Origin of the sequence: Neptuniibacter sp. SY11_33 (assembly GCF_047778025.1) — a bacterium.
Lineage (GTDB): Bacteria > Pseudomonadota > Gammaproteobacteria > Pseudomonadales > Balneatricaceae > Neptuniibacter.
Genome location: NZ_CP180543.1, coordinates 1972066 through 1998429 on the forward strand (window position 1 = coordinate 1972066; position 26364 = coordinate 1998429).

Annotated in this window: 28 protein-coding genes; 13 read left to right on the forward strand and 15 right to left on the reverse strand. The window is 43.2% G+C overall.

The window, feature by feature from the left end:
- The first annotated feature begins 1 nt into the window (after window position 1).
- The gene (fdh3B, locus tag ACMXYV_RS09375; RefSeq protein ID WP_415881339.1) at window positions 2-607 is read left to right on the forward strand and encodes a formate dehydrogenase FDH3 subunit beta; all 606 of its coding nucleotides are present in this window, start codon (window positions 2-4) and stop codon (window positions 605-607) included.
- A gap of 56 nt (window positions 608-663) precedes the next feature.
- A complete protein-coding gene (locus tag ACMXYV_RS09380) occupies window positions 664-1617 on the forward strand; it encodes a formate dehydrogenase subunit gamma (RefSeq protein WP_415888239.1) in 954 nt (317 codons plus the stop codon).
- 188 nt (window positions 1618-1805) lie between these two features.
- Here ACMXYV_RS09380 and ACMXYV_RS09385 read toward each other — a convergent pair whose 3' ends face one another.
- Window positions 1806-2279, reverse strand: a complete 474-nt coding sequence (locus tag ACMXYV_RS09385) for an Lrp/AsnC family transcriptional regulator (RefSeq protein WP_415888240.1) — start codon at window positions 2277-2279, stop codon at window positions 1806-1808.
- Between the two features lie 146 nt (window positions 2280-2425).
- Here ACMXYV_RS09385 and ACMXYV_RS09390 point away from each other — a divergent pair, with 146 nt between their 5' ends.
- Complete coding sequence (locus tag ACMXYV_RS09390) at window positions 2426-3421, forward strand: hypothetical protein (protein ID WP_415888241.1); 996 nt, start codon at window positions 2426-2428, stop codon at window positions 3419-3421.
- A 28-nt stretch (window positions 3422-3449) separates the two neighbouring features.
- Window positions 3450-4388, forward strand: a complete 939-nt coding sequence (gene rarD / locus ACMXYV_RS09395; RefSeq protein ID WP_415888242.1) for an EamA family transporter RarD — start codon at window positions 3450-3452, stop codon at window positions 4386-4388.
- A 23-nt stretch (window positions 4389-4411) separates the two neighbouring features.
- On the opposite strand, the gene ACMXYV_RS09400 is transcribed toward rarD, so the two are convergent.
- On the reverse strand, window positions 4412-4918 hold the full coding sequence (locus ACMXYV_RS09400) for a YqhA family protein (RefSeq protein ID WP_415888243.1): 507 nt from the start codon (window positions 4916-4918) through the stop codon (window positions 4412-4414).
- Between the two features lie 239 nt (window positions 4919-5157).
- Here ACMXYV_RS09400 and ACMXYV_RS09405 point away from each other — a divergent pair, with 239 nt between their 5' ends.
- Window positions 5158-5958, forward strand: coding sequence for an ion transporter (locus tag ACMXYV_RS09405; RefSeq protein WP_415888244.1), 801 nt, complete (start codon window positions 5158-5160; stop codon window positions 5956-5958).
- A 54-nt stretch (window positions 5959-6012) separates the two neighbouring features.
- Here ACMXYV_RS09405 and ACMXYV_RS09410 read toward each other — a convergent pair whose 3' ends face one another.
- Genes ACMXYV_RS09410 through ACMXYV_RS09420 form a run of 3 tightly spaced genes read right to left on the reverse strand, consistent with a single transcriptional unit; the run spans window position 6013 to window position 7277 of the window.
- The gene (locus tag ACMXYV_RS09410) at window positions 6013-6210 is read right to left on the reverse strand and encodes a hypothetical protein (protein ID WP_415888245.1); all 198 of its coding nucleotides are present in this window, start codon (window positions 6208-6210) and stop codon (window positions 6013-6015) included.
- A 27-nt stretch (window positions 6211-6237) separates the two neighbouring features.
- Complete coding sequence (locus ACMXYV_RS09415) at window positions 6238-6879, reverse strand: glutathione S-transferase (RefSeq protein ID WP_415888246.1); 642 nt, start codon at window positions 6877-6879, stop codon at window positions 6238-6240.
- Window positions 6880-6887: 8 nt separating this feature from the next.
- Window positions 6888-7277 (reverse strand): YkgJ family cysteine cluster protein, encoded by a 390-nt coding sequence (locus tag ACMXYV_RS09420; protein ID WP_415888247.1) that lies wholly within the window; start codon window positions 7275-7277, stop codon window positions 6888-6890.
- Window positions 7278-7365: 88 nt separating this feature from the next.
- On the opposite strand from ACMXYV_RS09420, the gene ACMXYV_RS09425 reads away from it, so the two are divergent.
- The 4 genes from ACMXYV_RS09425 to ACMXYV_RS09440 all read left to right on the forward strand — a co-directional run bounded on the left by ACMXYV_RS09425 (window position 7366) and on the right by ACMXYV_RS09440 (window position 11690).
- Window positions 7366-8136, forward strand: coding sequence for a biotin/lipoate A/B protein ligase family protein (locus ACMXYV_RS09425; protein WP_415888248.1), 771 nt, complete (start codon window positions 7366-7368; stop codon window positions 8134-8136).
- Window positions 8137-8315: 179 nt separating this feature from the next.
- Window positions 8316-9716 (forward strand): FAD-binding oxidoreductase, encoded by a 1401-nt coding sequence (locus tag ACMXYV_RS09430; protein WP_415888249.1) that lies wholly within the window; start codon window positions 8316-8318, stop codon window positions 9714-9716.
- A gap of 10 nt (window positions 9717-9726) precedes the next feature.
- Window positions 9727-11265, forward strand: a complete 1539-nt coding sequence (locus ACMXYV_RS09435; RefSeq protein WP_415888250.1) for a transglycosylase SLT domain-containing protein — start codon at window positions 9727-9729, stop codon at window positions 11263-11265.
- 32 nt (window positions 11266-11297) lie between these two features.
- Window positions 11298-11690 carry a hypothetical protein gene (locus ACMXYV_RS09440; protein ID WP_415888251.1) on the forward strand — a complete coding sequence of 131 codons (393 nt, stop codon included), beginning with the start codon at window positions 11298-11300 and terminating at the stop codon, window positions 11688-11690.
- A 15-nt stretch (window positions 11691-11705) separates the two neighbouring features.
- On the opposite strand, the gene ACMXYV_RS09445 is transcribed toward ACMXYV_RS09440, so the two are convergent.
- From ACMXYV_RS09445 to ACMXYV_RS09455, 3 genes are all read right to left on the reverse strand, one after another.
- The gene (locus ACMXYV_RS09445; protein ID WP_415888252.1) at window positions 11706-12128 is read right to left on the reverse strand and encodes a hypothetical protein; all 423 of its coding nucleotides are present in this window, start codon (window positions 12126-12128) and stop codon (window positions 11706-11708) included.
- Between the two features lie 11 nt (window positions 12129-12139).
- Window positions 12140-12436 (reverse strand): hypothetical protein, encoded by a 297-nt coding sequence (locus ACMXYV_RS09450; RefSeq protein WP_415888253.1) that lies wholly within the window; start codon window positions 12434-12436, stop codon window positions 12140-12142.
- A gap of 237 nt (window positions 12437-12673) precedes the next feature.
- The gene (locus tag ACMXYV_RS09455; RefSeq protein ID WP_415888254.1) at window positions 12674-14194 is read right to left on the reverse strand and encodes an aldehyde dehydrogenase family protein; all 1521 of its coding nucleotides are present in this window, start codon (window positions 14192-14194) and stop codon (window positions 12674-12676) included.
- A 341-nt stretch (window positions 14195-14535) separates the two neighbouring features.
- On the opposite strand from ACMXYV_RS09455, the gene ACMXYV_RS09460 reads away from it, so the two are divergent.
- Both ACMXYV_RS09460 and ACMXYV_RS09465 read left to right on the forward strand, forming a co-directional pair.
- A complete protein-coding gene (locus ACMXYV_RS09460) occupies window positions 14536-15351 on the forward strand; it encodes an FRG domain-containing protein (protein WP_415888255.1) in 816 nt (271 codons plus the stop codon).
- Window positions 15352-15423: 72 nt separating this feature from the next.
- Entirely contained in the window at window positions 15424-16089 is a 666-nt protein-coding gene (locus tag ACMXYV_RS09465) for a putative 2OG-Fe(II) oxygenase (RefSeq protein WP_415888256.1), read from the forward strand.
- 102 nt (window positions 16090-16191) lie between these two features.
- Here ACMXYV_RS09465 and ACMXYV_RS09470 read toward each other — a convergent pair whose 3' ends face one another.
- The 5 genes from ACMXYV_RS09470 to pedF form a co-directional block, all read right to left on the reverse strand.
- Window positions 16192-17943: a PQQ-dependent methanol/ethanol family dehydrogenase gene (locus tag ACMXYV_RS09470; RefSeq protein WP_415888257.1), complete on the reverse strand. Its 1752-nt coding sequence runs from the start codon at window positions 17941-17943 to the stop codon at window positions 16192-16194.
- A gap of 315 nt (window positions 17944-18258) precedes the next feature.
- Entirely contained in the window at window positions 18259-19179 is a 921-nt protein-coding gene (locus tag ACMXYV_RS09475) for a quinoprotein relay system zinc metallohydrolase 1 (protein WP_415888258.1), read from the reverse strand.
- Window positions 19180-19189: 10 nt separating this feature from the next.
- Window positions 19190-19945, reverse strand: coding sequence for a quinoprotein dehydrogenase-associated SoxYZ-like carrier (locus ACMXYV_RS09480; RefSeq protein WP_415888259.1), 756 nt, complete (start codon window positions 19943-19945; stop codon window positions 19190-19192).
- A 54-nt stretch (window positions 19946-19999) separates the two neighbouring features.
- A complete protein-coding gene (locus ACMXYV_RS09485) occupies window positions 20000-20914 on the reverse strand; it encodes a substrate-binding periplasmic protein (protein WP_415888260.1) in 915 nt (304 codons plus the stop codon).
- Window positions 20907-21350, reverse strand: coding sequence for a cytochrome c-550 PedF (gene pedF, locus ACMXYV_RS09490; RefSeq protein ID WP_415888261.1), 444 nt, complete (start codon window positions 21348-21350; stop codon window positions 20907-20909). The genes ACMXYV_RS09485 and pedF overlap by 8 nt, the downstream gene beginning before the upstream one ends.
- Window positions 21351-21807: 457 nt before the next feature.
- On the opposite strand from pedF, the gene exaA reads away from it, so the two are divergent.
- Window positions 21808-23637, forward strand: coding sequence for a quinoprotein ethanol dehydrogenase (gene exaA, locus ACMXYV_RS09495; RefSeq protein ID WP_415888262.1), 1830 nt, complete (start codon window positions 21808-21810; stop codon window positions 23635-23637).
- 68 nt (window positions 23638-23705) lie between these two features.
- Complete coding sequence (locus ACMXYV_RS09500; protein WP_415888263.1) at window positions 23706-24344, forward strand: pentapeptide repeat-containing protein; 639 nt, start codon at window positions 23706-23708, stop codon at window positions 24342-24344.
- Window positions 24345-24409: 65 nt separating this feature from the next.
- Here the strand turns inward: ACMXYV_RS09500 and ACMXYV_RS09505 are convergent, their stop codons facing one another.
- Both ACMXYV_RS09505 and ACMXYV_RS09510 read right to left on the reverse strand, forming a co-directional pair.
- The gene (locus ACMXYV_RS09505) at window positions 24410-25054 is read right to left on the reverse strand and encodes a response regulator (RefSeq protein WP_415888264.1); all 645 of its coding nucleotides are present in this window, start codon (window positions 25052-25054) and stop codon (window positions 24410-24412) included.
- Window positions 25051-26352, reverse strand: a complete 1302-nt coding sequence (locus ACMXYV_RS09510) for a histidine kinase (RefSeq protein ID WP_415888265.1) — start codon at window positions 26350-26352, stop codon at window positions 25051-25053. The genes ACMXYV_RS09505 and ACMXYV_RS09510 overlap by 4 nt, the downstream gene beginning before the upstream one ends.
- Between the last annotated feature and the right edge of the window lie 12 nt (window positions 26353-26364).

The following is a 26364-nucleotide window of genomic DNA, read 5'->3' on the forward strand; positions in this document are numbered from 1 at the left end:
AATGGCTAGAATGAAATTCCTCTGTGACTCCAAGCGTTGTATCGAATGCAACGGCTGTGTTACAGCATGTAAAAACGCAAATGAAGTGGAATGGGGTATCAACCGTCGCCGCGTTGTAACAATCAACGATGGTGAGCCGGGTGAAACTTCGATCTCCGTAGCATGTATGCATTGTTCTGATGCTCCATGTATGGCGGTCTGCCCTACTGACTGTTTCTATCAGACAGACGACGGCATTGTATTGCATAACAAAGACCTATGTATTGGTTGTGGTTACTGCTTATACGCTTGCCCATTTGGTGCACCACAGTTCCCTAGCGACGCTGCTTTCGGCGAGCGTGGCAAAATGGACAAATGTACATTCTGTGCAGGTGGCCCAGAAGAGGACAACAGCCCTGAAGAGAAAGCTAAGTACGGTGCTAACCGTATTGCTGAGGGTAAACTGCCACTATGTGCAGAGATGTGCTCTACAAAAGCCCTACTTGCTGGTGATGCCAACGACGTTTCTGACATCTTCCGTGAGCGTGTGATCTACCGTGGTCATAACGACGGTGCTTGGTCTATGACAGAAGAAGATCTGTCTTACGACGCAACTCAGAAAGTCTGATAAACCCAACAGGTTGCCGGGAGCTTGCTCCCGGCACATTGACTAGAGGGGACATTATGCTCCGCTTTATATTGCCATCTCGAATTGTTTTGCTGATTGCGCTGCTTTTTTCAGGCTTTGCTCAAGCAGTACCTTCAGATGCCAAAGTTGCCGGCTTTGCTGGCGCTGATTATTGGCAAGTAGTGAAGGAAGCTGAAGAAGGACGCACTCAAGATAAAGGTCGAGAAGCAGGTCAATTGATCAATGTAAAAGGTGAAGAATGGCGCCACTGGCGTAACCAATGGGTTACACCTGCAGGTGCTTATGCTATTGGCGGCACACTTGCTGTTCTAGCAATTTTCTACCTTCTCGTTGGTCAGAAAAAACTTGATCACCCTCGTTCTGGTCAGCTTATTGAGCGCTGGAAACGATTAGATCGAGCAAACCATTGGACTGTGGCTATCCTGTTTATCATCCTTGCGATCTCTGGTTTGAGCATCCTTTATGGGAAATTCTTCTTAAGAGCAGCTATGGGTGATTCGTTGTGGGCAAGCTACATTATGCTTTGCAAGCTAGCGCATAACTACTTAGGTCCGATCTTTGTAATTGGCCTATTGTTTATGATTGTTCGCTGGATCAAACATAACTTCTTTAACCGTACAGATATCATCTGGTTCCTGAAAGGTGGCGGCATTATTGGTAATGCACACCCAAGTGCTGGATACATGAATGGCGGTGAGAAGGTTTGGTTCTGGCTTCTAACAATCGTTGGTATCGTTGTTTGCGGTAGTGGCTTGGTTTTGGATTTCCAAAACTTCGGTCAAGTTCGTGAAACTATGCAGATTGCCAACTTACTACATGCTGCTGGTTCTTTGATTCTGATTGTTGGTTCTTTTGGTCACATTTATATCGGTACTGTAGGTACTGAAGGTGCGCTAGAAGGTATGAAGACAGGTTACGTTGACGAAACCTGGGCTAAACAACATCACGATCTATGGTATGAAGAGGTTAAAGGTAAACAGGATAGTTAATTCCTGCTTGTTTAATATCTCTTACCCGGTGCCTTTTATTTAGCTATACAACCCTCGATAAAAGGCACATCACTATCTTCACCATAACGTTTGTACATACCCTGACAAACGTGCTTCTTTTGCCGGCTTACCCGAGCCGGCTTTTTTGTCTCTTCAAAAACTCTAGTTACCCCCTCTTCTCTTATCAATCACAAATGATCAACATCTACTTCTGTGGTGAATTTATTTCTACGCAATGAGATTAACGAGCGGAATTTTCTAAGATTTGGGTCACTAGCTAAATCCCGACGAGCAAACGCCTCATAAGCTTCCATATCAGGCACCATAATAACCAATACAAAATCGATATCGCCCGTCACCTGATAACACTGGGTAACCTCTATGGCGTCCTGCATTTTGCGCATAAACATGTCATGGACATCGATAGAGTCTCGGATCATCTCAACCTCTACGATGATATTCAGTACCTTACCTAAAGCCCTAGGGTTCACTATGGCCACATCGGCCATAATAATGCCCTGCTCACGTAATTGCTTAACCCGTCGCAAACACGCAGGTGGCGACAAACCCACCTCCTCAGCTAGCGCTTGGTTACTTATGCGATTATCCACTTGTAGACATTTAAGGATATGACGATCAATACGATCCAATTGAAAATCCATTAGATTCCACTCATTAACTATTTTTTTTAATTTAATTAGAAAATATTCGTAAAAACAAAATTTATATTAATTAATAAGATTATTTTTCTAATTTTATTTTCATAAGCTTAATTAAAATAGCTAATTCAATCCACTGAAGCATTCCGATGATGATTAAGCCAGTAAGTACAAACGATCTTTTAAACAAAACATTGCCCGATCTTGGCCGTGAGATCTATGCCGTCTGCTTACTTCTATTCAAGCTAACTATACCGATCATCATTGCAGTTAAGATCTTGGAAGAGATTGGCGCGATTCCATACATAAGTGCTGTGTTAGAACCACTGATGCTGTTTGTTGGTCTACCCGAATCCATGGGTATCGTCTGGGCAACCACCATGTTGACCAATATCTATGCAGGTTTAGTAATTTTCTTTCAGGCTGCACCTCAAGAGAACCTAACTGTCGCTCAAGTTACGGTGCTCGGCACTATGCTTCTTGTAGCTCATGGCCTACCGCTAGAGTTACGCATCACTCAGAAAGCAGGTATGCGTCTCATATTCGCCCTGCTTTTGCGTTTTGTCGGCGCACTTGTATTAGGCGCTTTACTTAATCTGACCTATTCTGCCGGAGGCTGGCTTAACACACCTGTCGAGCTTTTGTGGCAACCCGAAGCTACTGATACAAGTTTAATTAACTGGACCCTCACCCAGCTACAAAGCCTCGCTATGATCGTAGTGATTGTCACAGTGCTACTAACACTTCTAAAACTGCTTCGTTGGCTTCACATTGAACGCTTAATGATCTGGCTTCTACAGCCTTTTTTAAGGTTTATGGGTATCAGCAACAAAGCCACATCTCTTGCGATCGTCGGCGTTACTCTAGGCTTATCGTTTGGCGGCGGTCTGCTTATCCGTGAAGCAGAAAGTGGCAATGTTAGCCCTAAAGACTGCTTTTCAGCACTTTGCTTACTTAGCTTGTGCCACAGCCTGATTGAAGACACCTTACTCATCATGACTATGGGGGCTGACCTTTCTGGAATTCTATGGGCTAGGTTGATTTTCAGTATCCTACTCATCAGCCTGCTAACCCGATTAGTCTCTTTAACCAGTGATAGTTTTCAGCAACGTTTTCTATTTAGAGACGTATCGCTCCCTAACTAACACCCAAATCCAAAAATAGTAATTTGATATGCAAAATCTGAGTGCCAATGAGCACCAAAAAGGTATTTATTATGCCATTGCCGCTTTTGTTATGTGGGGGCTTGTACCGGTTTATTTTAAAGCAGTTGATGACGTACCTGCATTTGAAGTCTTAGCACATCGAGTTGTTTGGTCTGTTGTGTTTTTAGGCCTTTTCCTCTTTGTCAAAGGCAAGCTCAGTGAGCTTACCACTCTAAAAAACAGCCCCAAAATTTTGCTCAGCCTCGGCCTGTCAGCATTAGTTATTTCTATTAATTGGCTAGTATTTATATGGGCTGTCTCCGAACAAAGAATTGTTGAAACAACACTAGGTTATTTTATTAACCCATTGATAAATATAGTTTTTGGATTCTTTATATTTTCAGAAAGACTTCGTTTCTTACAGTTAATTGCTGTTGCCATTGCCGGTGCTGCAGTGCTTTACCAAATCATTTTAATTGGTGAACTGCCTTGGGTAGCACTCACGTTAGCCACCAGTTTTTCTATCTATAGTGTTTTAAGAAAGAAGATCGCAATAGACTCAGTTACAGGCCTATTAGTTGAGACACTATGGCTGTTTCCAATGGCCTTGGTATATATGATTTGGCTTAGCTCACAAAACAACTTTGTACTGCTAAATGGCTCTACAGATATTCAAATGCTGTTGCTCGCTGCTGGGCTGGTCACTAGCCTGCCTTTGATAGCATTTGCCGCAGGCGCAAGAAGATTAAGCCTTACGATGGTTGGCCTACTCCAATACATTGGGCCAAGCATCGCTTTTCTTATTGCTGTGTTTTATTACAACGAACCCATGGATGAGAATCGACTCATTACGTTTGTAATGATCTGGATTGCTTTAGCAATATTTAGTGTGGAAGGTTTACTTGTTCAACGACGAAAAAAGCAGGATATGCTAACGCCTAAAACAGCAGAGAGTACTCAAGGCTAGGACAACGCCTAGCCTTGGTTAATTTATTTAGCTTGCTTGTCTTTCATTTTGGCATTAGTTAAGAACAAAGCTAAACCGAGTAAAGCTACTGATGCTGCATACATAAGAAGGTCTGATGGCTGAGATATTTCCATCTCTGTACTTAAAGATAAAAATTTAACAATCAGCATCATGATAACCATAGCGCCCAATTTGCCTTTGAGCTGATCAATACTCTCAATAACCAGCAATTTGGGTCGTTGACTGCTACCACCTTCAACATTCATCTTACTGATAAAGATTTCGTAAATACCAAAGCCAAACATCAACATCACACCGGCCATCAATGCCTGATCAATGATTTCGATAAGGATCATTAACAGCTCAGTCCGCGCATTCAAACCAATACCTTCTGAGAAGGCTACTTGCGCTAAGTGAACAAAGTCATAAATCACAAAGCCCACCAGCAACAATGCACCGGCCATTACTGAAAAAACGGTCAAAAGCATAATCCACCTTAATGACCATAATCCCTGCTCAACCTTTCTCATCACCTAACTCCTTTATCAAGGTGCAATACTGAAAATTTGCGCAAGTATTTCACATGGTAATTGGATTAAAAACGCTCCTTCAGAACTGTTTTTATCATCCAACTGCCTGATAAATGTCAGGCAGATATCATCCTCTTAAGACTCAATAAAGATCTGCATTTTTTCACTAAAAGATCTATTCAACCTTGCCAAACAACAGTAAAGTTCACGCTGAATTATTTACTCGAGTTTAGGTCACCATGAGCACGCTAACCCTTCAGGATAAATTCTTTAAACTTCGCAACAATCGTATATTTGAATTTTTTGTTGTGGCGGTCATTATCTTTTCTGCCTTGGTTATTGGCGCAAAGACCTACGATATCCCTGACCATGTATTAACGCTTATTAGCTGGCTTGATACCGGTATCACTCTATTCTTCCTAGTTGAAATATCGGTACGCTTTATTGGTGAACCAAATAAGAAAAATTTCTTTAAGAATCCCTGGAACGTCTTTGACACAGTTATTGTTGTAGTCAGCTTAATTCCAATCCAAGACAGTGAAATGGCACTGATCGGTCGACTGATCCGTATTTTCCGTGTTTTACGAATGGTTTCTATGGTCCCAGAACTGCGTTTACTACTTAACTCTCTGCTCAAAGCTCTACCGCAGCTCGGCTACGTAATCTTGCTGATGTTCATTATTTTCTACATTTATGCCGCTATCGGCGCTTCATTCTTTGCTCAAATAAACCCAACTCTTTGGGGCGATATCTCAATTTCAATGTTAACTCTGTTCCGGGTTATGACCTTTGAGGACTGGACAGATGTAATGTATGAAACCATGGAAGTGTATTCATTCAGTTGGATTTTCTATTTAACCTTTATCTTCCTAACCACATTTGCGTTTCTAAACATGGTGATCGGTATCGTGGTTAATGTGATGGAGAATGAACACGCCGAAGAAGCCAAAGAAAAAGCACTGGCAGATGGCGACTTAACCATCGAAGATCTTTCTAAGCAGATAGAAGAGTTAAAGCAGCTCATTAAAAATAAACAATAAAAACAACAAGGGGAGCCATTTGGCTCCCCCTTTTTTTAAAGCATAAAACTGCGGTTAACTTTCCGTACTTGGTTTGCGAAAAGCACACTCGCCTTCAACCGTCACTTTTTGTAGTAATAGATCCTTACATGCATCACACCATGCCTTATTGTCAGGATCACATAATGTCGCTGCCGCTTCTCCAAGATTCTGTTCTTTCTCGGCTGCGGTCGTAGGTTTTAGTTTGTTTTTTAGTTTATAACTTAGGGTCATAGCATCCTTGTCCATCTCGTAAGATATCTATTCTGGAAACACAATAAACTCTTGTGATTCATTCCAAGGTTTATATTTCTTCATTGCACGAAGAAAGAGATCTGATTCTTTAAAATCTGATAGCCAATTCTGCACATGCGGATAATCTGCTGTGTTAAACCAATCGAGATCTACATGCGCAAATTGCCTAATGAACGGTAAAATCGCATAATCAGCTAACGATTTCCCACCGGCTAGTAGAGTTCCTCTGTTCTTATTTAAGAGCTTTTCTAATTGAACCAACCATAACTCACATTTGTTACGATAATAGGTCTGTTCACGCTCTGGATGACGATCAGAGTATTTGTACTTATCTAACCAGCTTTTAAACTCAAGATCATTTGCCTGGATCAATTGATCAATCTGTTTGCTATCAGCATCAAGCCAAGCGTCTGAATCATTTTGAGCCAATGCCCAATGCATGATATCTAAGCTCTCATCTATGACAGTGCCATCAGGAAGCAATAGAACTGGAACCGTACCTTTAGGTGAAATTTCCAGCATATGTTCGGGCTTATCTCGAAGAACTATCTCTCTTAGCTCTACTTCAACACCAGATTGAGCAATAGCTAAACGCCCTCTAATTGCATAAGGGCAGCGGCGAAATGAATATAAGATAGGTCGGTTCATATTCTGATCTATTTGGGCTGATAAGCACAGAAACCCGGCTTAGGGCCCACCTTAGGGTGATTTCTACATGTATCAGGGCGTTGCAAGTAGATAGTACATAATCTTGTTTTTTGATCTAGATAGATACAATCATCATTAGCATAGCGCGATAGAGTGTAAATCTCTGATTTATGATTAAAGTGCCCTACCACACCCTGTTTCATCAAACGCTTAGCTAAACGCTTCGCAGGCTCACCTGCCTCAAATTCATCCACTACACCCATTCTTACTAAATCACTAAAGCGAACCTCTACAGGCAAGCTACAGCAAGTGCCTCTGCAAGAATCGCAGTGACTACTCTTATACTTTACCCAAGTGCTCAAGTTATCTACGTTGGCTGCAGGAATTGTTTTGTTCATTTAGATTATTCAGCGTGCTATAAATTTGAGGGCGATCATAGCATCATCAAATGCATGAACAACCCCTAATCGTTTATTCGGAGCTTTAATGTCTGAGACCAGTTTTACAGATATTTTCACCCAACAAAAAAGATGGCGAATTATCGATGAGCCAATCTGCTGCAATCCTATACAAGCTCTTGAACAAGATTTCGCCTTATTAAAAGAGGTCGCACAAACTAAACGGGGAGCAACCGCACGCATTTGGGAAACAACCCAATGCCTAGTTGCCACTAGAAAGGAAACTCGATTCCCAAACTATGATCAAGCCTGCCAACAACTCAAACAAGAGCACTGGCCCGTTATCGTCCGTGATAGCGGCGGTACCGCAGTTCCTCTGCAACAAGGCATCATCAACCTAGCTATTATATTTCCGCAGCGTATAGATCAAGCTTTTGATTTAGATACGGTCTATATCGCCTTATGTGAACCCATTAAACGTGCACTATCCCAGATCGGACTTAATGCAGAATATGGCAGCACAGAAGGCTCATATTGTGATGGCCGCTACAATCTCAATGTAGGCGGTCTCAAGATTACTGGTACAGCACAGAAAATCATGCTGTCACCACCTAACAACAAAAATATTAAACAAGGAGTGCTTGCCCAAGCGATGCTGATGGTCGATGTTGACGCCGAAAATGGCACCCATTGGGTTAATCGCTTTTACCGACTAGCTGGAAATGATCGTCGCTTTAAACCTGAGGTCGCAACCAGTCTTATTGACCTGGTTGACCCTGCACAGCAACCTGAAGAATTTACTGCCTTCATTCGATCGTTGATTATAGAAGAGTTAAAAAAACTGACCTTGTCACGCTAATTTAACAATCGCACTCAATAATAGGCAGCGTTCACGGATACGAGCTGCCGGGCAAAGGAAAGCCCAACTCTCTATATTTGGCATGTATACCCAGATACTTATCATCCTAATAGCTTGTTCTTATTGATAATTTATTGCTTTAATGTAGTGACAACAATAAAAATACGAGCTGATGACCTATGCGTGCGCATAAACGTTATTCTCAAGCTGATCTAAAGAAAGTTATCACTGAATTAGCCACTACATTTAGTGATCGAATCGACCTATCTAAACCTGTATGTGAACAGCATGGCCAAGGCGAAGATAGCTATGGCTGTATCGCGCCTGATGCAGTTGTCTATCCTTTCAGTAATGAAGAAGTCGCTCAAGTCGTCAAACTCTGCAATCAATATAAGATTCCGGTCATTCCTTTTGGCGTTGGCTCTTCTGTCGAAGGGCATCTACTCGCCGTCAACGGTGGCATATCCATCGATCTTTCAGAAATGGATCAGGTAATAGAAATCAATGCTGCGGATATGGATTGTCGCGTTCAAGCAGGTGTAACTAGAGAAGTGCTCAATCTAGCCTTGCGCTATGATGGATTATTTTTCCCAGTTGATCCTGGTGCTAACGCGAGTATTGGCGGTATGGCTGCAACACAAGCCTCGGGCACTAATGCCGTACGTTACGGCACCATGCTAGATGCCGTTATCGGTTTAACTGTGGTTACACCTGAAGGCGAAATTATAAAAACAGGCACACGTAGCCGCAAAAGTTCAGCAGGTTACAACTTAACGCAATTGCTAGTTGGCTCTGAAGGCACCTTAGGCGTTATCACAGAGATTCAACTTCGTCTCCACCCTATTCCCGAAATCATTCGCTCAGCTGTATGCAGCTTTAAAACCGTGGCTGATGCAACTGATACAGTTATCAATGCCATGCAGCTGTCTATTCCCCTTGCCCGAATAGAATTGCTTAACAAGGCCCAAATGGAAGCTTGCATTGAATTTTCTCAGCTACACGAACTTGCTGCTGCACCGACCCTATTTATTGAGTTTCACGGTTCTAAAACCAAGATCGAAGAAGACATTACACTCCTGAAAGATATCTGCAATGAATTCGGCGGTAGTGAATTTATCTGGGCTGAAAACACCGAAGATCGCAACCGCCTTTGGCAAGCAAGACACAATGCTTACAATGCGGCTCATCAGATTATCCCTAACGGTAAAGTGCTAACAACCGATGTATGCGTTCCAATTTCAGCTCTAGCTAGAAGCATCTTACAAGCTGAAGCAGATGCTGAGTTAAGCAACTTACCCTGCCCAATCGTTGGCCATGTTGGTGACGGTAACTACCACGTCCTAATTGTTTTCGATCCAGACAATCACAACCAACATCAAGCCGCTAAAGCTCTGGCAGAAAAGATCGTACGTAACGCCCTAGCACTAGGCGGCACTTGTACTGGTGAACACGGAATCGGCTTTGGTAAAAAACAATATCTGCTGGATGAGCATGACACCTGCATAAACAGCATGAAACTTGTTAAACGGGCTTTGGATCCAAACAACATTATGAATCCCGGCAAGGTAATTGACTTGTGAGGCAAAAGCATTGATCAAACAAATACTTCTCTTCAGCTACTTGCTCACATGCTCATACCTAATCACTGGTTGTGACAGCTCAGAAAATCCAAGCTTTCCTCCCAATAAAACCAAAACCATAACTCATCCTAAAAATTCTATTACTCCCCCTGAAGCATTAGCAACGACAGAACTGATTCCAAAAGGCATCCTTTCTACTGATAAACTAGAGCCTTTCTGGGGCGATCTTGATGAAATGAAAGAGCGAAAGCTAATAAGAGCCTTGGTCACATATAGCAAGACCGACTTTTTCATTCATAACGGTAAGATCAAAGGACTACAAGCCGAACTGCTACAAAACTACGAAAACCATCTAAATAAAGGGATTAAGAAAGAGATAGACAAAACAAAGATTGTCTATATTCCTGTTACCTTTGATCAACTAATCCCCTCTCTCATCCAAGGCAAAGGCGACATTAGCGCAGCACTACTAACAGCGACTGATGAAAGAAAGAAACTGATAGATTTCACAAAGAGTAAATATTCCGAAGTAACCGAAGTTATTGTCAGCCACAAAACCGCACCAAAAATTGAATCATTAGAAGGCCTTGCAGGAAAGACTATTCTTGTTCTGAAAGGAAGCAGCTACGCAGAGCACCTGCATCGATTAAATAAACAAGCAGTTTTTAAAGATAATGCTATTCGTATAATCGAGGCTGATAGCACATTACTTAGCGAGGATATTTTAGAAATCGTCAATACGGGTATTTATAATTACACCATCATTGATGATTACAAAGCCAAACTATGGCTTAAAGCCCTAACCAATTTAGAGATTGTTGAACAAATTAGTTTAAGTAAAAAGAACAGTCTAGGTTGGGGAGTCAGAAAACAGACCCCGCTTCTTCAGGACAGCCTGAATGAATTTATCCATTCGAACGTTCAGAAAGGCTCTCTTCTCGGCAATATCTTAATAAAACGCTACCTAGGCTCAACAAAACGAATAACAAACCCCCTGCTGGATTTGGAGCGCGACCGCTTAATACGCTTGCTACCTCATTTTGAAAAATACGCAGAAAAGTACCAATTAGACCCTCTTGCATTAGCGGCGCAGGCTTATCAGGAATCCCAACTCAAACAAGACACCAAAAGCCATAAGGGTGCAGTCGGAGTAATGCAGTTGCTGCCTTCGACTGCAGCCGATCCAAATGTGAATATCAAAGAGATACATAAGGTAGATAACAATATACATGCGGGTGCAAAGTATATGAATTTCCTATCTCGACACTATTTACCCTCTGAAGAGATAACACCCATCAACCGTTTTCTCTTAAGCTTAGCCGCCTACAACGCCGGCCCTGGTAATCTACGCAAAATGCAAAAACTAACAACTAAAATGGGATTAGATCCAAACGTATGGTTTGGAAATGTTGAAATCGCAGCAGGCAGGATTATTGGACGAGAAACAGTACATTATGTATCTAGCATCTATAAATATTACACGATCTATAATTTATCCAAACTTATCTATACAGACAGAGTCCAAACGCTACAACAATACGTAAGATAGTTATAACAAGACAAATAGAAAGAGACAGGCTAATGAAAAAGATAATCACAGGCCTTTGTTTAATCGCATTAGGCGGTTGCTATAGCATTCCAAGAACCTTACCCGCAGATAGCTACTTAATAGATACAAGAATGGGGCTGATGTGCCATGTTACCGAGTGCTATTACCTTGATCTAATTGGTAGCTCATCCGACGAGCTCACAGTCGCCAAAGCATATGGCCTACCCGTCAAAACTTACACTTGGTCTACAGAACAGTTTGTAGAGCTGATGCTTAACCCGCCAGAACAACTTTATACAGCTGAAAAGCTTTCTGATCATGAATACCAAATACCCAATAACGCAGCGACAACAGCGGCCTTCAAGGTCCTCGACGATGAAGACCTGCTAATCTATCGTATTGGCGGCAATAGTAAAGGTTTGTAGATTACTAAACGGAAATTATGGCTTTTCTAACCAAATACGCCATGTAGTAGATCCATTGACACGCAGATAATAATCGCCAGCCTCTTCGATCAAATAAGTATCTTCACCACCTCCACCTATGTGGAGGTTTTGAACGATATTATCTTCACTATCGTGTAACGCTAATACAAAAATGGCACCATCACTCTGAAACCTTAATTGGGTAGGTTCAGAGATCTTAAACATCTCCGTTTTAGCTGTACGCTTACCTGCAAAATTAGGCTTCTTTGCACTCAACGCCTTCAAATCTAAATTATCGTAACACTCCAAACGCCTGTCTGGCTGCACTATAGCCCTGCATTGCTCAAATGCCGTATTCACATCAGCAGATACAGATAAAGATGCTGCCAGCAAGCCAGTGGACACAAGAGTCGCTATAAAGCACTTCTTAACAAACATAATGAGAGATCCTAATTTGATTGCAGTAAGCGAAGATGATCATAGGACTTGGCTTTCGTTTGAAGTTTACAGCTACGCTCATCTTCTGGGTCCTCACAAAGGACCTTTACACCATCTGGGTAATGACTAAGGTTTTTGCATTGTGCAACAAACAGTAGGCCACCGTTTTCGGACTCATTGCGCTCTAAACTCTGCTCTACACAATCCGACTTCATCATTATCAGCCGCTTTACTTGATAGTCTTTTACAGAGGCTAAAGCACTCACAGAGATCAAACTTAAAATAATAATGGATAAAGTATTACGCACGAAAACCTCCCTTTTAAATCAGAGTGTTAAACAAGCTTAACATCTAAAAATTAATATCAAGGTTTTCGGGAAATGAGACAGACCTAAAGTACAAATTACACCAATACTCTAAGCCTAGGCATGGACAATACATAAAAAAGCGGCCCTCAAAGGGGCCGCAATAAACGCGAGAAGCTACTTGAAATAGCTTGCTTGAGAGCTAGCAATGTTCAGATACCAGCTCTCGTGGACTTCCGCTTAGAAGAAGCCTAGAGGACTTTCGCTGTAGCTAACCAACATGTTCTTAGTTTGCTGGTAGTGCTCAAGAATCATCTTGTGAGTCTCACGACCTACACCAGACTTCTTGTAACCGCCGAACGCAGCGTGTGCTGGGTATAGGTGGTAGCAGTTCATCCATACTCGACCAGCCTGGATACCACGACCCATGCGGTAAGCAATGTTAGTATCACGTGACCATACGCCCGCACCAAGACCGAACTCAGTGTCGTTAGCGATAGCTAGAGCTTCAGCTTCGTCTTTAAATGTAGTTACAGAAACTACAGGACCAAAGATCTCTTCTTGGAAAACGCGCATGTCGTTTGTACCTTTAAGAAGAGTTGGCTTGATGTAGTAACCGCTACCGTAATCACCATCTAGTTTTTCGATACCGCCGCCTGCTAGTACTTCAGCACCTTCGTCACGACCGATGTCGATGTAACCTAGGATCTTGTCGAACTGCTCTTGAGAAGCCTGAGCACCAACCATTGTTTCAGTATCTAGTGGGTTACCACGCTTGATCTGACCCATGCGCTCAACAACTTTAGCCAGGAACTCATCAGCAATATCTTCTTGAACTAGAAGACGAGAAGGACAAGTACATACTTCACCCTGGTTGAAGAATGCTAGTACCGCACCTTCTACCGCTTTGCTTACGAACTCATCGTCTTGTGCCATAACGTCATTGAAATATACGTTAGGAGACTTACCGCCAAGCTCTGTTGTAGATGGGATAATGTTCTCTGCAGCACATTTCATGATGTGCGAACCAACTGGAGTAGAACCAGTGAATGCGATCTTAGCGATACGAGTGCTAGATGCTAGTGCTTGACCAGCTTCACCACCAAAACCGTTTACAACGTTTAGTACGCCTGCTGGTAGAGCTTCTGCGATGCACTCCATCAAGATAAGGATAGATACTGGAGTCGCTTCAGCTGGCTTAAGAACAATAGAGTTACCTGCTGCTAATGCTGGAGCAATTTTCCATGCAGCCATCAGTAGAGGGAAGTTCCAAGGGATGATCTGACCAACAACACCTAGTGGCTCGTGGAAGTGGTATGCCACTGTAGTTTCGTCGATTTCACCGATAGAACCTTCTTGAGCACGGATACAACCAGCGAAGTAACGGAAGTGATCTGCCATTAGTGGAACGTCTGCAGCTAGTGTTTCACGTACTGCTTTACCGTTGTCCCAAGTTTCAGATACAGCCAAACGCTCTAGGTTAGCGTCGATTAGCTCAGCACACTTCAGTAGAACGTTCTGACGTTCGATTGGAGAAGTTTTGCCCCAAGACTCTTGTGCAGCGTGAGCAGCGTCCAATGCCAATTCGATATCTTCAGCAGTTGAACGTGGAATTTCACAAATTGGTTCACCAGTTACAGGCGAGTTATTGGTGAAGTATTCACCTTTAACAGGAGCTACCCACTCACCGTTAATGAAGTTGCCATAACGTTCTTTAAAGGAAACAACTGAACCTTCTGTACCCGGCTTAGCGTAAATCATCTTCTAAGTGCCTCTTTATATTTATCTTACTGCCGTCTCTACTGACAGTTAATTTACTTTACCAACCAATATTAGCTATCCAGCAAGAATTACAGGTATCATCCCTTGGCATTGAAAAATTAATTATTTAGTACTAGTTATCGAGGACCCACCCCTACGGGGTTTCAGAGATCTAGCTAAGACCACGCAAAAGATCAGGTACTAACCTACTGATTAACAAAGACAATCCGTGACAGAACATCCGATTTACAAAGATCACCTCCGATATAAATAAACATCAATTAGCTATAGTCTTATGCTATAAGGAATTTTCAAGGCGAATAAATCACGAGGCTGGAACTATGACGAAGTTATACCAAGTATCTACTTGGCAAGAATTTCTTGCTTTAGTTGAGTCGGAAGAACTCCGCGGCTGGGCCTTTCGCGGGCAAAGAGATGCAGAATGGAGCCTTGAAAGCTCGCTGACTAGACGCCTCAAACAGTTTGTACCCCAAAGCAAATGGCATGAACGAGAAAGCAGGGCCATTCGTGTATTTAAACGTAAAGCTCACTATTTTCTAAATGATACCAGCGCACTTAAAGATGATTTTCGTTGCTTGGCCCTTATGCAACACCACGGCGCACCAACACGGCTTTTAGACTTTACTAAGTCACCCTACGTCGCCAGCTATTTCGCTCTACAATCCTGCACAACGCCTGCTGCCGTTTATGCAGTAAATACTCCTGCCCTGTGGCATAAAGCAACGCCACCAGGCTTACCCGAGCTCACACGAGATGCAATTGACCCTCGTACGACTGACAGCCTTGGCAAATATTACCTTTCAAATAACTATCCGATTGTCTGGCCAGGTGAACCATGGTCGATGGATCGGAGAATCGTCGCCCAAGCAGGTACTTTCATGCTCCCGGGAAGAATTGACGTTTCAGTGGAAGAGCTATTAAACAACTACGAATACGATCAGCCACTACTTGCTAAAATTATCCTCAGCCCTGAAATAAGAAAAGAGGCGATGGAAGCGCTTTATCGAATGAATATCAGTAGCGCGACCCTTTTCCCTGACCTGGATGGTTTAGCACGATCCATTTCTTATGAATTAGAGGTTAGCTGGGTGGGCACCCCTGATCTTAAAAACGATCAACTGATGCAGGACAAATGACCTAACTTCTCACATAGCTAAATAACAACCACAAGATTAAAATGATCCGGTCTCTTAACTTGGAATCGGATCATGTATTCAGAAAGCCCAGAAATTGAATCCATCAACACTTGGACCTCACCACTGTTTGTTACGACAAACCCTGATCACGAGTTCTTAAAAGAAGATCTTCTTAAGCACATCTACAGCTATCAAAAGCTTCACAATCAAACCAAAGCCGTTGCCAGCGAAGTAGCCGTAAATGCAAAGCATCAGCTATTTGAAAGCAAACTCTGCTTTCTTGAGTCCAATGAGCCTGTAATCATTGAGCTTAGGCGCATGCTCGAGGAATTACTTTCTGCCATTGCCACACAGGTTAATATGCCATACTGGCCCGAAGGCGCTGAGGGTGATGCAACCATCATTGAATCCTGGTTTCATGTCACTAAGGATGGTGGATACCATGATATCCACTCGCACCCTAATTGTTCTTGGTGCGGAATCTATTATTTAGATGTCGGTGAGTGTGAATTAGGCACTCGCAACGGTATCAATCGCTTTTATGATCCTCGCAACAATGCCGATCATTATGGTGATGCAGGTACTGCTTATCTAAGTCAACAAGGCTTCTGGGACTTCCAACCAGTAGAAGGTCAGATTGTCATCTTCCCTTCCTACCTAAAGCACTCAGCTCTACCCTATTTCGGACAAAAAGATCGCGTAGTTATTGCCTTTAACAGCATCGTTGATTTGATTTAATCGCGATTTATTTAAAGCACAAAAAAAGCCAGCTAAATGCTGGCTTTTTTGCTGGGACAGGCTGAGTGATATCGAAATATCACTCAGTTGTAAGTTAAAAACTTACTTAGGTAGTTTGAATGTCCAAACTGTGCCGCCCTGGTTTAGGTGCTTAACACGTTTAGCTACTTCACCACCCCATAGAGGTACTGCACCACCCCAACCGGATACGATTGATAGGTACTGCTCGCCGTTCTGCTCCCAAGTAATTGGAGAACCTACGATACCAGAACCTGTGTTGAATTCGTATTCAACCTTACCAGTCTTAGCGTTTAGGCCTTTTAGGTAACCTTCAGGAGTACCGAAGAATACTAGGTTACCTTTAGTCGCAAGAACACCACCCCATAGCGGAGCGTAGTTCTTGTGACGCCATACTTCTTTACCAGTTTTTGGATCCATCGCACGTAGAACACCGATGTACTCGTCGTTCATAGGCTTGATTGTGAAACCAGCACCTAGGTAAGCTGCACCTTTTTTGTATGCAGTTGGCTCATTCCAGATGTCCATCGCCCATTCGTTAGAAGGAACGTAGAACAACTCAGTGTCTTGGCTGTATGCCATAGGCATCCAGTTTTTACCACCTAGGAAAGAAGGAATAGCTAGAACAGAATTACCTTTCTTACCATCTTTAGAATCAGCTGGGTTACCTGGACGGTTTGCATCGTCATAAATTGGACGACCAGTCTTAGCGTCTAGGCCTTTAGCCCAAGAGATTTTATCTACGAATGGGAAACCACGGATGAAATCACCGTTCTGACGGTTAAGAACGTACATGAAACCGTTACGGTCAGCAGTAGCTGCTGCTTTTACAGTTTTGCCGTTAGCTTTATAGTCAAAAGAGATCAACTCGTTTACACCATCGTAATCCCAACCATCGTGTGGAGTAGTCTGGAAGTGCCAAGCGATCTTACCAGTATCTGGATCGATAGCTAGACGAGAAGATGAGAATAGGTTGTCACCAGGACGTAGGTGAGAGTTCCATGGTGCTGGGTTACCAGTACCGAAGAATAGAAGGTCAACTTCAGGATCGTAAGTACCGCCTAACCAAGTCGCAGCACCACCAGACTTCCAAAGGTCGCCAGGCCAAGTTTTGCCTGCTTCACCACCGGAAATACCGTTTTCCATTTTCTTGCCATCTTTCCAGATGTAACCCATGTGACCTTCAACTGTTGGACGAGTCCAAGCAAGTTTACCAGTCTTAGCATCGTAAGCTTCTACTTTACCAACGATACCGAATTCACCACCAGATACACCAGTGATTACTTTACCTTTAGCAATTAGAGGAGCTGCAGTGATTGAGTAACCAGCTTTGTAATCTTCTACTTTCTTCTTCCAAACAACCTTACCAGTCTTAGCGTTTAGAGCTACTAGTTTAGCGTCTAGAGTACCGAAAATTACTAGGTCGTCGTATAGAGCAACACCACGGTTGATTACGTCACAGCAAGGCATGATGCCATCAGGAAGACGTGCATTGTATTCCCAAAGCTCTTCACCAGTGTTTGCATCAACAGCGAATACACGAGAGTAAGAAGCGGTAACGTACATCACACCGTCTTTAACTACAGGCTGTGATTCCTGACCACGCTGCTTCTCACCACCGAAAGAGAACGCCCATACTGGACGCATGTCTTTAACAGTTTTAGTGTTGATTTTTGTCATTGGGCTGTAACGCTGACCACGTGGGCCCATACCATTTGTTACAACATCTTCAACAGTCATCTGGTCGTTAACGATATCTTTATCAGTAACACCAGCCTGTGCTGTGCCTGCCACAGACATCGCTGCAACTAGAGCAGACAGTGCGAATTTTTTCATTGTACGCTTCCTCTACGGATATTTTTTTTTTGGCGTTGAGAAGAGAGCCGGGAAATTTTCCCGAATCATGAAGGCAATTGTTTTGTTTTACAGCAAATACAACAATTAAACAGCAGAAGTACTTTTCTAGTCCCTTGGTAGTAATACCGCTATTTTTAAGTAAATTCAGCAGCTTACGCAGCCATTCAATAGCCCATTAGTCATAGTACAAACAAGAGTATAGACAGGAATTGCCGCTTAACTAGCCAAAGAAAGGAATAAACCAAAGCAAAGAGGATTTAATTTGAGCTTTTCTATTTAAAACAAAAAACAGACTCAAAAAGCCTGCTCTTCATATTTGGGATAAAGGTGCGCAACAGTTCTGGCAAATTCCCGCTTACTTAATGCAATACCATCAAAATCTTTGGGGATCGGCAGCTTAATCACTTCCGTCATGCTTAATCCATCTTCTGCCGCCTGCTCTAAAACTTGATCCAACCAATCTAGATAGGCAAGCATTTGATCTAAAGCACTAGCATCCTTAACAACCGGCCCATGACCTGGCACCATAATTTTATAATCAAGATCCCTTAACTTCTGAATCTCTTTTTTCCATTGATGAAGACCAGGTGTATGAGGAGTGGTTAACGCTCGCTGATAGAAGACCATATCAGAAGCAAACACTACGCCAGTTTTCTCATCTAACACAACCAAATCTGAACCGGTATGACCCGTAAAAGGAAGCAAATGTAATCTATGCGAGCCTAGCTCCATCAATTGAACATCGAGAGTTTTAGTTGGCGGAATAGCCTCTGTCGACCGCATCCAATCACCAACTAGCCGGTACATATTTTCAGCGAAAGCATTTCCATGAAGCTCTATCCCCTGCTGCGTGCCCGGGAGTGAAAAAATATCTACGTCAGAAAAAGCCTGATTTCCCAAAAAGTGATCAGGATGGTGATGAGTGTTAAAAACAACTTTTATAGGCTTATCCGTAACACTTTTAATAGCCTCTTTTAATGATTTACCGTATCTAAGCGAAGGCCCAGTATCGATAACCACCACACCATCTTCTGTAACAATAAAACCAGTATTGACAATATTGCCGCCATTGCTCTTTGAAAAGTCTTCTAATTTACCCTTCAACAACCAAGTGTTATCAGCAATTTTTTGAGGTTTTAAATCATATGCGAGCGGCGCTGCGAAAGCAGAATGAATAACTGCAGTTACAGACAACGCCAATAACAACTTTTTCATCATTCAACTCCTAGAGTGCATTCTCGAATTCATTACCGCCATTGTCGCGCATCCATATACGATGGCCTTGAGAGCCATCTCTGACATCAAAAGTTAACACTGGATTTTCACTGACAGGCTGTGACAACTCTAATTTTGCAAGCGGCAATCCTTCAGAATTACGCACCTCAACATTTTCTATATAGAATTCAGGAATTGAACTAACTAAGCCGGTATCCATCGGATGAACGACTTTAAGTTTATAGCGTCCACCCTGCTCTCTCGGGAAAAACTTACTTTTCATTTCTCCGAGATGGTCCTGCCAGTAGTTATTAGCAGCTGCAGCGCTCGGCGTAGTACACCCACCCCCGGCAGCATCAAGGTAACCACCACCTACATGCCAGACACCAGACTTAGAAAGTACAGCTGCTCTAATGGCTGTACCCTGCTGGACTTTAATGCGCATCGAAAGGCGAGGCACAATCTCTTTATGGGGGTAATAAGTAAAAATATGCTGAATTGGATTAAGATCGGCAAAAACAACAATCTTATCGATCTTCCCAGCTAACGCCTCAGCATTAACTGTAATAGGAACCTGCGTAGGATCTTCAGCAAACTCAGGCACTATTACTTTGACATTACTATCAAAAACAAAATCCTGATCACCAATAAACTTGGCACGCATATGTTCCCATAGAGGAGACTCTAGTGGGTCTTGCTGATCCGAATAACCAGCAACTGGAACAGCAGCACTAATCACAAGTGCTGCAATATTTCGCTTCAACATGGCATCCTCTTATTATTATTTGAATGCTATTTACTCGAGCGTTACTGTATAAAGCTATTTCACATCCTGGTAAAAAGCTGGCATCTCATAACTGAGACCGTACTTACTGTAGACTTGTTCCATTTCACCGGAACGAACCATAGCTTCCACAACATCACCTACAGCATAGCCAAGCTGTCTATAGGTATGCTTAACGGCCATTCCTATATCCCATTTCTGCTTACCCATATTTGGATAACCATTCACGCCTAGCTTAAATTTACTGTCGCCCGACTTACTGACTAACCAATCTACTTCGGCACGCATTGCCATAACAGCATCAACCTCACCAGATTCCATGCCTTTAAACGCTTCACGCGCATTAGTATAGTGGTGCGTCTTATCACGCATTCGTCCACCAAAAGCTGAAGTCAGATAAAACGCAGGCAGACTATCTATCTCCACACCTACTGGGTGATACTGAAATACCGCCACTGTAGAAACGTTATCTAACTTTTCACTATCGTAAACAACCTTCCAGCTCTCACGCTGATATGGACCAAACATGACAACCATTTCATTAATAACGGCGCCAGTTGAATCCTGCATATAGCTGTATTCACGATCGTACGGAACACGCATCATCACATCAGCAATGGTTTTCAGAGCTAATGCATTTTCTTCATCTTTATCGAGATAATGCCCTTTCCAGACATTATTTCTTAAATCATCTTCAAGGTTTTCATCTGGCGTAATCCAATGCTCACGGAATTCAACGCCTAACTTTTCAGCAATTTTCTTACCGACTTCGACATCCACACCAACAGCTTTGCCGTTTTCCATATAGGAATATGGTGGGAAATCACGATAAAAACCAACCCTGATATACCCGCTATCAATTACATCGTCGTAATAACGAGCTTGCGCCAGGCTGCTAAGCAGGCTGGCGCAAGTGAAAATTATAGCGTTAGAAGCGCTTAACTTACTCATCCGTAGCGCGAGTTTCTAACCAAGCACGGATAGCCCATAGAGCTTCTTGGCTTAGGTGCTCTGCCATTTTTGGCATGTAAACACGACCGTCACGTACTGCACCGTTTTGAACACGGTAAGAGTACCATTCGTCACCGTCAACACCCGGCTCTAGGTAACGCAGGTCTGGTGCGATACCACCAGAGATTGCATCAAGACCGTGACAACGTGCACAGTTCTGAGTGTAAGCAGACTCACCGATTTTAACTGCTAGTTCACGGTTCTCGTAATCTTCAGTGTAAGGGTTAGAATCAACCCACTCTTCACCTAGAACTTTTAGGCCTGTTACATCGATAGCCTGTGGAGTTACATCACCGTGCGCCATTGTCTGGCCAGAAATAACTGCAGCTAACATACCCGCTGTAGTCATGCTCAAAAGTTTCTTGTTGATAGACATCTTTTTTTCACCACTTTAGTTTTTATACTCTCGTCTTCCCCAGTTAAATGAAATACTGACTGAGGGATATCTGCGTGTTCAGATACCTGACGATCATCTCTACATTAAGCCAAAGCCACCCACTCCAGCTGTTTGCATATATGATATTGCGTGTGCAAAATCAGCAAGAATTGTACTTTGGGTTCCAAAAACTACTCCCTTGGTAGGAATGTCGACCCAGATTGCAACCTAAGTAGCATTTTGTACGCCATCTATCCATACCTGAGCATTAGTCCCTCTTTATTAGTACGTGACTTCTCCCTAATACTCTCGGGATTTTATCCTGCACAAACAGGACTTAACCCCTGATTAACAGGGAATCCTGCCGTTGTCGAATATCTACCCATAAGCCGAGAATGGTTACCAGCGAATTTCAATCGCAAGTTATGACTTTCCTATAACACTAGGGTTTATAAAAATGACAAAAAAAATAAACATGACAGGCTTAAAACCACTTTGCGCTGCAATTGGTCTTAGCTTAGTGGCAGGCGCTGCTACTGCTAAACCAGTTACCTGGGACGACATCAAAAATGATGCCAACACTCCAGAAGACGTTCTAGGTTACGGTATCGGACCAAAAGCACAGCGCTGGAGCGATATGACAGAGATTAACGATAAAAACGTTAAGAAACTGACTCCTGCATGGTCTTTCTCTTTCGGTGATGAGAAACAGCGAGGCCAAGAAACTCAAGCACTAGTACATGACGGTATCATCTATGTAACGGGTTCTTACTCTCGAATGTTTGCGCTAGACGCTAAAACCGGTAAGAAAATCTGGTCTTACTCTTACCGCCTACCAGACGACATCCGCCCTTGCTGCGACGTAGTTAACCGTGGCGCAGCAATCTTCGGTGATCTTGTTTACTTCGGTACTCTTGATGCAGCCATCGTAGCTCTAGACAAGAAAACTGGTAAGCGCGTTTGGAAGAAGAAATTTGCTGATCACACTGAAGGTTACACTATGACTGGTGCGCCTACGATCATCAAAGATCAGAAAACTGGTAAAGCAATGCTTATCCACGGTTCTTCTGGTGATGAGTTCGGTGTAGTAGGTAAATTATTCGCTCGCGATCCTAAGACTGGCGAAGAGATCTGGATGCGCCCATTCGTTGAGGGTCACTACGGTACTCTTAACGGCAAGAAGAGCACACCAACGGGTGATCCAAAAGCTCCGTCTTGGCCTGATGATCCAAACTCTCCAACAGGTAAAGTTGAAGCATGGAGCCACGGCGGCGGCGCACCATGGCAGTCTGCTAGCTTCGACGTTGAAACAAACACAATCATCGTAGGTGCTGGTAACCCTGCACCATGGAATGGTTGGGCTCGTACCGCTCCAGGCGGCGACCCAGCTGACTACGACAGCCTTTACACTTCTGGCCAAGTTGCAGTAGACCCTTCTACTGGTGAAGTTAAGTGGTTCTACCAGCACACTCCAAACGATGCTTGGGACTTCTCTGGTAACAACGAACTTGTTCTTTTCGAATACAAGGACAAAGGCAAGACAATCAAAGCGACAGCTCACGCTGACCGTAACGGTTTCTTCTACGTTGTTGACCGTCAGAACGGTGATTTCATCCGTGGCTTCCCATTCGTGGACAACGTAACTTGGGCAACTCACATCGATCCTAAGACTGGTCGTCCAGTTGAAGTTGAAGGTCAACGCCCACCAGCTCCAGAACCAGGTAAGAAGAAAGGTAAATCCATCGAAGTTTCTCCTCCTTTCCTAGGCGGTAAAAACTGGAACCCTATGGCTTACAGCCAAGACACCGGTCTATTCTACCTTGGCGCCAACCACTGGAAAGAAGACTACTGGACTGAAGAAGTTCACTACAAGCGTGGTGCCGCTTACCTAGGTCAAGGCTTCCGTATCAGAAAAATGTACGATGACCACGTAGGTGTACTTCGTGCGGTAGATCCGAAGACTGGTAAGATTGTTTGGTCTCACAAAGAGAAACTTCCTCTATGGTCTGGCGTTCTCGCTACTAAAGGCAACCTAATCTTCACTGGTACTGGTGACGGTTACTTCAAAGCATTCGACGCTAAGACTGGCGAAGAGCTTTGGAAATTCCAGACAGGCTCCGGCATCGTATCTTCTCCTATCACGTGGGAAGAAGATGGCGAACAGTACATCGGCCTAGCTAGCGGTTACGGTGGTGCGGTACCTCTATGGGGTGGCGACATGGCCGACCTAACTAAGCCTGTATCACAGGGCGGTTCTTTCTGGGTATTCAAACTACCGAAGAACTAATAGTTACTACTTGATGTAACCCAAGCCCGCGAGCTTCCCAATGCTTGCGGGCTTTTTAGGATAGAGATATGAAAAAAACAATATTATTTACGCTCCTATTGTCTAGCCAAGTTGCCACTGCAGATGATCTAGTTATCAATGGCTGCACCATTGTTCCAGATACCAAATGCCTGGGCGCTGATTTATCGGGTGCTGATCTAAGCAATGCAGATCTGTCTAGAGCTGATCTAACTGGCGCAAACCTAAGCGGTACTATCCTTCGTCACGCGGTTCTAAAAAATACCAAGATGGAAAAAGCAGATCTATCCAATGCAGATCTTGCTCGCGCGGATATGAGGCATGCAACAGTTCGAGGATCAAACCTTAGCCACGCTAATCTTGAAGCTATCAATGGCTGGGCATTGTTCGCGCAGGGCGCCAATTTTTATCGCGCAAATTTACATGGCGCAAATTTAAACTTCTCTCGTCTTAGCGGTGCAAAATTCGTAGAAGCAAACCTTCAAGCTGCAAATCTAGAAATTGCTTGGATGACAAAAGCTATTTTGACAGGCGCCAACCTTAAAAACGCCAATCTACAGGAAGCAAAGCTAAATGCCGCGTCTTTAGAAAATGCTGACTTCACAGGCGTTAGGAAGCACTACGCCACATTCCAAGCAACATATATGGACGGCTGCAAAGGCTGCCCATTTGGTTGGTCTAAGAATTAAATCCAAACAACAAAAAAGGCGCATCGAACTTTGTTCCATGCGCCTTTTTTATAACCAAACTAATGCTAGCTCACATTGGTCCCCACTTTCACTAGACCTGTCTCTATAGCGAGATGCACCAATTCTGCCGTTGAACCAATATTCAACTTGCTTTTCAGTATCGCTGTATAGTTAGAAACCGTCTTACTGCTAATACAAAGCTGCTCTGATATCTCTTTGACATTATTTCCTTGCGCCAACATAACAAAGATCTCGAACTCACGCTGAGTCATCTCTTTTAGACGTTTATCCTTTTGCTCAGGTCGAGACACCGCTAAACGCATAGCCAACTCATGCTCAACATAAAGCTGCCCGCCAGCAACCTTGGTCACTGCTTCTATCAAAACCTCAGGCGTGCAACTCTTAGTAATATAACCTTTAGCGCCCGCATCTAATGCCTGGGTGACTACAGGTATCTCATCATACATACTAAAGAAAAGTATTTTGACATCAGGGCAACGCTGCAATATTCGTCGAGTAGCTTCAATACCACTAATACCATTCATGTTTACATCCATGATAACAACATCAGGGGTTTCAGACTGGCACATACTGTACGCCTGATCACCATTACCTGCTTCAAGCACTTCACATGGAGCAAGCATTGTCGATAGAAGGCTCGCATAACCCTGACGCACTACAGCATGATCATCCGCTATTATTATTTTCATACTAATTCCTGTACTAAAGGGATTTGCAGAACAACTTCACTCCCTTTTTTATCTAACTTATTAATCTTAAGCTCACCTGACACACAACGAGCCCGCTCTTGCATCGATCGCAGCCCCAATCCTTGAGAGCCAGAATCAACGTACCCAACACCATCATCCATTACCCTTAGCACAAGGGCCTCACCATCAAATATGACTCTAACCACAACATGCTCTGCATGAGCATGCTGAGCTACATTATTCAAAGACTCCTGAAGAATTCGGTATATATGCGTATTGGTCTCATCATCGAGCGAGGGAATGAAATCCGGCAAATCCAACGACACATTTATCTGGTGAGACTGACGCCAAGTATCCACCTGCGTACGGATCGCATCTAACAATCCCAACTGCTCCAATATAACTGGATGCAACTCTCTAATTAGCTGCCTAAAACTAGTTTGCATTGCATCACAGTTGATTGAAATCTGATTACCCACGGAAGCAACTAAATCAGTATTAGACGAGTTTTCTTTTACTAAATAGGCTTGAGCTTTAATACCTGTGAGATACTGCCCAAGATCATCATGCAGCTCTCTGGCAAGATGCGCACGCTCAGTCTCTTGTAGACGCATTAATTCATGGGTCAGCTTTAAGTTATCGCTCTGAGCTTCCTGAAGGGAGTGAGCCATGGAATTAAAATGCCCTGCTAACTGATTGATTTCCCTTATGGAATATTCTTCTAATCGAGCAGTATAGTGCCCCTTTTCAATTTCATTCAAAGCAGCGAGAAAATCAGAAACAGGCTTAATGCCCTGCCGAACACCAACATAAATTGCCAAATTGGAAAGCAACGCACTTAACACAAAAAGTACAAACACGTGCTGTACAGACTCCCAAACTTCTTCCACCTCATCAGTAGGGTCAGCTTGGAGCTTTAGGGCTCTACCGTCAGGTAGGTATCGGTAATATTCTTTTTCAGTGAGTCGATCAAGTCCCGGTATTAATTCCATAAACCAAGCAGGAACTTCATCATCCACCTCTGAGGACAGGTCATCATCTGCACCTACTTCCCCGCCACTTAATGAATCGTCAACAATGATGATTTTTACGTGACGTGTATCTCCTTCCAGCATGCTATTAAGCAAATCACTATCGGTGACAGCCACGCTCAGTAATTGATGCGTAAAACTCAGACCAGAGGTAACTTCCCGAGTAATATCTTTGGTAGCTTGCTGAAGCGTTTCGTAAATCGTAATACATAACGCAACAGCAAAAACTGCTGAAACTAGTAAATTTAAGCGCAGGACTGCATTCATAAGTACACCTAT

Excerpts from the sequence above, each read along its gene's own strand:
- ACMXYV_RS09445 (WP_415888252.1), bottom strand. The coding sequence starts at position 12,128 with ATGTTTGTTAAGAAGTGCTTTATAGCGACTCTTGTGTCCACTGGCTTG.
- ACMXYV_RS09465 (WP_415888256.1), top strand. The coding sequence starts at position 15,424 with ATGTATTCAGAAAGCCCAGAAATTGAATCCATCAACACTTGGACCTCA.
- ACMXYV_RS09460 (WP_415888255.1), top strand. The coding sequence starts at position 14,536 with ATGACGAAGTTATACCAAGTATCTACTTGGCAAGAATTTCTTGCTTTA.
- ACMXYV_RS09485 (WP_415888260.1), bottom strand. The coding sequence starts at position 20,914 with ATGAGTAAGTTAAGCGCTTCTAACGCTATAATTTTCACTTGCGCCAGC.
- ACMXYV_RS09455 (WP_415888254.1), bottom strand. The coding sequence starts at position 14,194 with ATGATTTACGCTAAGCCGGGTACAGAAGGTTCAGTTGTTTCCTTTAAA.
- ACMXYV_RS09405 (WP_415888244.1), top strand. The coding sequence starts at position 5,158 with ATGAGCACGCTAACCCTTCAGGATAAATTCTTTAAACTTCGCAACAAT.
- ACMXYV_RS09505 (WP_415888264.1), bottom strand. The coding sequence starts at position 25,054 with ATGAAAATAATAATAGCGGATGATCATGCTGTAGTGCGTCAGGGTTAT.
- ACMXYV_RS09440 (WP_415888251.1), top strand. The coding sequence starts at position 11,298 with ATGAAAAAGATAATCACAGGCCTTTGTTTAATCGCATTAGGCGGTTGC.
- ACMXYV_RS09420 (WP_415888247.1), bottom strand. The coding sequence starts at position 7,277 with ATGAACAAAACAATTCCTGCAGCCAACGTAGATAACTTGAGCACTTGG.
- ACMXYV_RS09380 (WP_415888239.1), top strand. The coding sequence starts at position 664 with ATGCTCCGCTTTATATTGCCATCTCGAATTGTTTTGCTGATTGCGCTG.
- rarD (WP_415888242.1), top strand. The coding sequence starts at position 3,450 with ATGCAAAATCTGAGTGCCAATGAGCACCAAAAAGGTATTTATTATGCC.
- ACMXYV_RS09510 (WP_415888265.1), bottom strand. The coding sequence starts at position 26,352 with ATGAATGCAGTCCTGCGCTTAAATTTACTAGTTTCAGCAGTTTTTGCT.
- ACMXYV_RS09390 (WP_415888241.1), top strand. The coding sequence starts at position 2,426 with ATGATGATTAAGCCAGTAAGTACAAACGATCTTTTAAACAAAACATTG.
- exaA (WP_415888262.1), top strand. The coding sequence starts at position 21,808 with ATGACAAAAAAAATAAACATGACAGGCTTAAAACCACTTTGCGCTGCA.
- fdh3B (WP_415881339.1), top strand. The coding sequence starts at position 2 with ATGGCTAGAATGAAATTCCTCTGTGACTCCAAGCGTTGTATCGAATGC.
- ACMXYV_RS09475 (WP_415888258.1), bottom strand. The coding sequence starts at position 19,179 with ATGAAAAAGTTGTTATTGGCGTTGTCTGTAACTGCAGTTATTCATTCT.
- ACMXYV_RS09415 (WP_415888246.1), bottom strand. The coding sequence starts at position 6,879 with ATGAACCGACCTATCTTATATTCATTTCGCCGCTGCCCTTATGCAATT.
- ACMXYV_RS09425 (WP_415888248.1), top strand. The coding sequence starts at position 7,366 with ATGTCTGAGACCAGTTTTACAGATATTTTCACCCAACAAAAAAGATGG.
- ACMXYV_RS09385 (WP_415888240.1), bottom strand. The coding sequence starts at position 2,279 with ATGGATTTTCAATTGGATCGTATTGATCGTCATATCCTTAAATGTCTA.
- ACMXYV_RS09500 (WP_415888263.1), top strand. The coding sequence starts at position 23,706 with ATGAAAAAAACAATATTATTTACGCTCCTATTGTCTAGCCAAGTTGCC.
- ACMXYV_RS09480 (WP_415888259.1), bottom strand. The coding sequence starts at position 19,945 with ATGTTGAAGCGAAATATTGCAGCACTTGTGATTAGTGCTGCTGTTCCA.
- ACMXYV_RS09400 (WP_415888243.1), bottom strand. The coding sequence starts at position 4,918 with ATGAGAAAGGTTGAGCAGGGATTATGGTCATTAAGGTGGATTATGCTT.
- ACMXYV_RS09470 (WP_415888257.1), bottom strand. The coding sequence starts at position 17,943 with ATGAAAAAATTCGCACTGTCTGCTCTAGTTGCAGCGATGTCTGTGGCA.
- pedF (WP_415888261.1), bottom strand. The coding sequence starts at position 21,350 with ATGTCTATCAACAAGAAACTTTTGAGCATGACTACAGCGGGTATGTTA.
- ACMXYV_RS09410 (WP_415888245.1), bottom strand. The coding sequence starts at position 6,210 with ATGACCCTAAGTTATAAACTAAAAAACAAACTAAAACCTACGACCGCA.
- ACMXYV_RS09430 (WP_415888249.1), top strand. The coding sequence starts at position 8,316 with ATGCGTGCGCATAAACGTTATTCTCAAGCTGATCTAAAGAAAGTTATC.